The organism is uncultured Ligilactobacillus sp. (genome assembly GCF_948826705.1).
Taxonomy (GTDB): Bacteria; Bacillota; Bacilli; order Lactobacillales; family Lactobacillaceae; genus Ligilactobacillus.
In genome coordinates, this window is sequence record NZ_CAQLEL010000052.1 from 1 (window position 1) to 5,646 (window position 5,646).

Here is a 5,646-nt window from a genome sequence, read left to right on the forward strand (position 1 = left end):
GCTTGTTCCGACTTCAAGAGTTAAATTTCCCTCTTTAAGTCTCCAAATATTATTTTCATCATCTTTGATAAAACTTTTAAGAAGCTGTCTTGAATCCACTACTTTCCGCCTTATAATATCATCACGCAAAACCCTAAGAAACTCAACGCCTATTCCTTCCAGAAATAATTTCAATTCTTTCTCAATATCACCGTTTCCAAGCTTGTTCACACTATCAAAGAACTTTTTCATCTCACTCGTATCAATATTAATAACAGCCATTATAATGGTTTTTGCTCCCTTATTTTTTTGATATTCACAAAAATATGGTGATTTCTGATATTGTGAGGTTCTTCGGCTGTGTACTCAAATCCGCAGTCAACCACAATATGAGTTTGCAAGAGTTGAAGAGTTTGAATAACTTGAGCAGTAATTTGATCATGCCAGGCCAAGTTTTGAAAGTCTCAGGTCAAGCAGCTTCGAGTCAGCCAAGCACGAACACAAATGCATCTCAAAATTCAAATCAGACTCAAGCAAGTGGCAATGGGACGTATACAGTCAAAGCGGGCGATTCTTTATGGGCGATCGCTAATTCACATAAAATGACGTTAAATGACTTAAAACGGGTCAATAACTTGTCAAGTGACCGGATCTATGTTGGTCAAACGCTTAAAGTAACTAAGGGTGCAGTTACAACGGCTAATAAGACAAACGCCCAAAGTAGTACAAAGAAAACATATACAGTCAAAGCGGGTGACTCGCTTTGGCGGATCGCTTCCAATAATGGTACGACGGTAAATCAATTGAAAGCTTTGAATAATTTGACCTCAGACATGATCTATGTCGGACAAAATTTGAAATTAAAATAATTTTCTCTTGAATTGGCCGAGCAGTTTTGCTAAGATGAAGTAAATATTTGAACGCAGATAAGGAGTATTAGGAAGAACTAAGCTATTTTCAGAGAGTATACGGTTGCTGTGAGTATACAAGTTGGTTCTTCTGAACTCGCCTTTGAGTTTTTCGCCGAAGCTAGTAAGTGAAAACGGTCCTTCCCGTTACGAAGTTAAGTGTCAACTTAGTGTTGGAATATGGGTGGTACCGCGGTTTTTCGTCCTATATGGAGTTTATAACTCTATGTAGGACTTTTTTATTTTCTAGAAAGGAACTATGGATAGATGAGCTATAATCATAAAGAAATCGAAAAAAAATGGCAACGTTATTGGGATGAACATAAAACGTTCAAGACAACTGAGGATAAGGATAAAAAGAATTACTATGCTTTAGATATGTTTCCTTACCCATCAGGCCAAGGGCTACATGTAGGCCATCCAGAAGGATATACAGCGACTGATATCATTTCACGCATGAAACGGATGCAAGGCTACAATGTTTTACATCCGATGGGGTGGGATGCTTTTGGGTTACCAGCGGAACAATATGCGTTGAATACTGGTAATTCGCCACGTGAATTTACTAAGAAAAATATTAACAATTTTAGACGTCAGATCAAATCATTGGGTCTTTCTTACGATTGGGATCGCGAAGTAAACACGACTGATTCGGCTTATTACAAATGGACACAATGGATCTTTGAACAACTTTACAAGCGTGGCCTAGCTTATGAAGCTGAGATCCCAGTTAACTGGAGCCCAGATCTAGGGACTGTAGTGGCTAATGAAGAAGTTATCGATGGTAAGACTGAACGAGGGGGGTTCCCAGTTATTCGCAAGCCAATGCGTCAATGGGTCTTGAAGATCACCGCTTATGCAGATCGTTTGATCGACGATTTGGAAGATCTTGATTGGCCTGAAGCGATCAAAGAACAACAACGCAATTGGATCGGACGCTCAGTTGGTGCCACGATCGATTTCAAAGTTGATGGTCAAGATGAACAACTAGAAGTATTCACTACACGTCCAGATACTTTATTTGGTGCTTCAGCGATCACGATCGCACCAGAACATGAAATTGTAGCTAGCTTAACGACACCAGAACAAAAAGCAGCTGTTGAAGCTTATGTTGAAGAGATCTCACACAAGTCTGATCTTGAAAGAACAGACCTAGCTAAAGATAAAACAGGGGTCTTTACCGGAAGTTATGCTATCAATCCAGTAAACGGTGAAAAATTACCTATCTGGTTGGCTGACTATGTCTTAGCCTCTTATGGTACCGGAGCAGTTATGGTTTCGGCTGCCCATGATCCGCGTGATTGGGAATTTGCGAAGAAATATGATTTGCCGATCATTCCAGTCATTGCTGGGGGCGATGTTGAAAAAGAAGTTTACACCGGTGAGGGTGAATATATCAACTCCGATTTCTTGAATGGTTTGACTAAAGAAGAAGCTATCGAGACGATGATCAATTGGTTGAAAGAACACGGTGTGGGTGATAAGAAAGTAAATTACCGCTTACGTGATTGGACCTTCTCACGCCAACGCTATTGGGGTGAACCGATCCCTGTGATCCACTGGGAAGATGGCGAAACGACTTTAGTTCCAGAAGATGAATTACCACTTCTTTTGCCTAAGTCAAATGATATCAAGCCTTCAGGTACAGGTGAAAGTCCGTTAGCTAACCTTGAAGATTGGGTCAATGTGGTCGATGAAAATGGACGTAAAGGGAAACGTGAAACTAATACGATGCCACAATGGGCTGGAAGTTCATGGTACTTCTTGCGTTATATCGATCCACACAACAATGAGATGATTGCAGATCCTGAGAAATTAAAGGCTTGGTTACCAGTAGATCTTTACGTTGGTGGGGCAGAGCATGCGGTCTTGCACTTATTATATGCACGTTTCTGGCACAAATTCTTATATGATCTAGGTGTTGTACCAACTAAAGAACCATTCCAAAAATTGGTCAACCAAGGAATGATCTTAGGAAATAACCATGAAAAAATGTCTAAATCTAAGGGTAATGTAGTTAACCCAGATGATATCGTTGAGCAATACGGGGCTGATACATTACGTCTGTACGAAATGTTTATGGGACCACTTGACGCTTCGATCGCTTGGAGCGAAGATGGTTTGAATGGGGCTAATAAGTTTATCAATCGTGTTTGGAACTTGTTGATCGATGAAAATGGTCAATTACGCGACCGGATCACAACGATCAACGAAGGTGATCTAGACTTGGTCTACAATCAAACAGTCAAGAAAGTTACAAATGACTATGAAAAATTGCATTTCAATACCGCAATTTCACAATTGATGGTCTTAGTCAATGAATTCTACAAGGCTGATTCCTTACCACTAGAATATGTTGAAGGTCTAGTCAAATTGATCTCGCCGATCACACCACATATGGCTGAAGAACTTTGGACTTTACTAGGTCATGTTGGAAGTATTGCCTATGCTAAATGGCCAACGTATGACGAAAGTAAATTAGTCGAAGATACAGTTGAGATCGTTGTCCAAGTCAACGGTAAGATCAAGCAACACTTGAATGTTTCACGGACAGCTTCAAAAGAAGAGTTAGAAGAACTCGCTTTGAATGACGAAAAGATCAAGACTGAGCTTGAAGGTAAGACGATCCGGCGAGTGATCGCAGTACCAGGTAAATTAGTCAATGTGGTTGCTAACTAATAGTAATAAAGAAATGAGATCCCCACTTAGATCTCATTTCTTTATTTTTTAACATGTGTTTGATTTTTCGAAAGAAATTTGCGAAATCAAAGTAAATTGGATAAAATAGAACGTAAACATATTTATAAAAAGGAACATTAATGTCTCAGAAAGGATTTTAATAGCATGAAAAACGAACTATCTCGTGCATTGACGCACCGCCATGTACAGATGATCGCGATCGGCGGTGCCATAGGAACTGGGCTTTTCTTAGGATCTGGGAGTGCGATCCAAAAAGCAGGTCCAGCGATCATTCTCGCTTATTTGGTCGCAGGGATCTTTTGCTTTTTAATGATGCGTGCGATCGGTGAATTGATCTTGTCTGATACCTCTAAATCATCGTTTATTGAATTTGTGCGCCAATATCTCGGTGAAAAGTGGGAATTTGTTGTTGGCTGGACCTATTGGCTATGTTGGGAAAGCTTAGCTATGGCCGATCTGACAGCTAGTGGGATCTACATTCGATATTGGTTTCCCAATATACCACAATGGGTGACGGCTTTAGCGATCATTTTGATCTTGTTAGCCTTTAATTTACTGAGTGTGGGAGTTTTTGGTGAATTAGAAGCTTGGTTTTCTAGTATCAAGGTTTTAGCGATCATGGCTTTGATCGCGACTGGTTTGATCTTATTATTGACTTCAGCTAATGTTGGTGGTCATCAAGTACAATTGAGTAATTTGGTTGACTATGGTGGCCTTTTTCCAAAGGGATTTTCCGGGTTATTAGCTGCTTTTCCGATGGTCATCTTTGCCTTTACAGGGATCGAAATGGTCGGCTTGACTTCAGGTGAAACGGCTGCCCCTAAAAAAGACCTCCCACGGGCGATCAACACATTGCCAATGCGGATCGGTCTGTTTTATGTGGGATCGATGTTTGTCTTGATGTGTATCTATCCTTGGAATGAGATCGCGACGACTTCAAGTCCATTTGTACAAGTCTTCTCTGGGATCGGGATCAAGATGGCTGCAGCTGTGATCAATTTTGTGGTCCTGACTGCGGCGCTATCAGCATGTAATAGTGCGATCTTTAGTACGAGTCGGACGTTGTTTGTTTTGGCAAATAGTGGACAAGCGCCAAAGAAGATGGCTAAGATCAGTAATCGCAGTGTACCAGTTGGGTCTTTAGTCTTTTCTTCGTCAGTCCTCTTTATTATCGTGATCTTGAACTATATTTTACCAAGTAGTATCTTTGAGATCATCTCAGGGGTAGCTACGGTCAGCTTTATCTTTGTTTGGATCATTTTAGTTTGGTGTCACTATAAGTATCGTCAGCAAAATAAAACAGCCAAAAGTATTTTCCCGATGCCCCTTTATCCTTGGTCTAACTTCTTAACGATCGCCTTTTTTATGATCGTCTTAGGGCTATTGGCAACGAGTACAAGTACTTTGATCTCGATCATTTTTGCGCTGATCTGGTTTAGTCTATTGTTCATACTTTCAGGAAAACTTAAAATTACTAAAGAAAATAATTGATCAACACACCTTAGGGTTCGTACTCTGAGGTGTTTTTAAGTTGAAAATCTTTTTTAGTATTATATTTTTTGCTAGAATCTATACTGAAACAGTAGAAAGGAATATATGCTATGAAAGAACAAACGATGAAAGAAAAGATGCTTCGTGGTTCGGCGTGGATGACAGCTGGGAGTATCATTTCCCGCATCTTAGGTGCGCTCTACATCATTCCCTGGTATAGCTGGTTTGGAAGTGACAAGCTGCAAGCCAATGCTCTATATACAAAGGGGTATACGGTTTATAGTATTTTTTTGATGATCGCGATCTCGGGTATCCCTTCAGCTGTTGCTAAACAAGTTGCACATTATAATTCTAAAAATGAATATGGCGTTTCAAAAAGATTATTTAAAACAAGTTTAGTGGCTTTGTTTGTTTTAGGGGCAGTCTGTACGCTTGTCTTTTGGTTGATCGCTCCTTTTATCTCACAAGGTGATCCAAGAATGGTCTCGATCTATCGTTCATTAGCTTTAGCTTTATTGATCATTCCGTCAATGAGTCTTTTGCGCGGATATTTTCAGGGCTTTCAGGA

Annotated in this window: 5 protein-coding genes and 1 other annotated feature; of the genes, 4 read left to right on the forward strand and 1 reads right to left on the reverse strand. The window is 40.1% G+C overall.

What is annotated here, in order from left to right; all coding sequences use genetic code 11:
• On the reverse strand, window positions 1–261 hold a 261-nt coding region (locus Q9Q35_RS02935), incomplete at its 3' end, for a hypothetical protein (protein ID WP_304652058.1).
• 44 nt (window positions 262–305) lie between these two features.
• On the opposite strand from Q9Q35_RS02935, the gene Q9Q35_RS02940 reads away from it, so the two are divergent.
• From Q9Q35_RS02940 to Q9Q35_RS02955, 4 genes are all read left to right on the forward strand, one after another.
• Window positions 306–848, forward strand: coding sequence for a LysM peptidoglycan-binding domain-containing protein (locus Q9Q35_RS02940; RefSeq protein WP_370648877.1), 543 nt, complete (start codon window positions 306–308; stop codon window positions 846–848).
• A gap of 45 nt (window positions 849–893) precedes the next feature.
• Window positions 894–1,098: a binding site (T-box leader), on the forward strand.
• A 56-nt stretch (window positions 1,099–1,154) separates the two neighbouring features.
• Window positions 1,155–3,566: a leucine--tRNA ligase gene (gene leuS / locus Q9Q35_RS02945; RefSeq protein ID WP_304652060.1), complete on the forward strand. Its 2,412-nt coding sequence runs from the start codon at window positions 1,155–1,157 to the stop codon at window positions 3,564–3,566.
• A 165-nt stretch (window positions 3,567–3,731) separates the two neighbouring features.
• Window positions 3,732–5,078 carry an amino acid permease gene (locus tag Q9Q35_RS02950; protein ID WP_304652061.1) on the forward strand — a complete coding sequence of 449 codons (1,347 nt, stop codon included), beginning with the start codon at window positions 3,732–3,734 and terminating at the stop codon, window positions 5,076–5,078.
• A 110-nt stretch (window positions 5,079–5,188) separates the two neighbouring features.
• Window positions 5,189–5,646 (forward strand): oligosaccharide flippase family protein (locus tag Q9Q35_RS02955; RefSeq protein WP_304652062.1); only part of this gene is annotated, 458 nt, incomplete at its 3' end.

What these genes read in the sequence shown, in the direction of transcription:
- Q9Q35_RS02950 (WP_304652061.1), top strand. Translation starts at nt 3,732, where the DNA reads ATGAAAAACGAACTATCTCGTGCATTGACGCACCGCCATGTACAGATG.
- leuS (WP_304652060.1), top strand. Translation starts at nt 1,155, where the DNA reads ATGAGCTATAATCATAAAGAAATCGAAAAAAAATGGCAACGTTATTGG.
- Q9Q35_RS02940 (WP_370648877.1), top strand. Translation starts at nt 306, where the DNA reads ATGGTGATTTCTGATATTGTGAGGTTCTTCGGCTGTGTACTCAAATCC.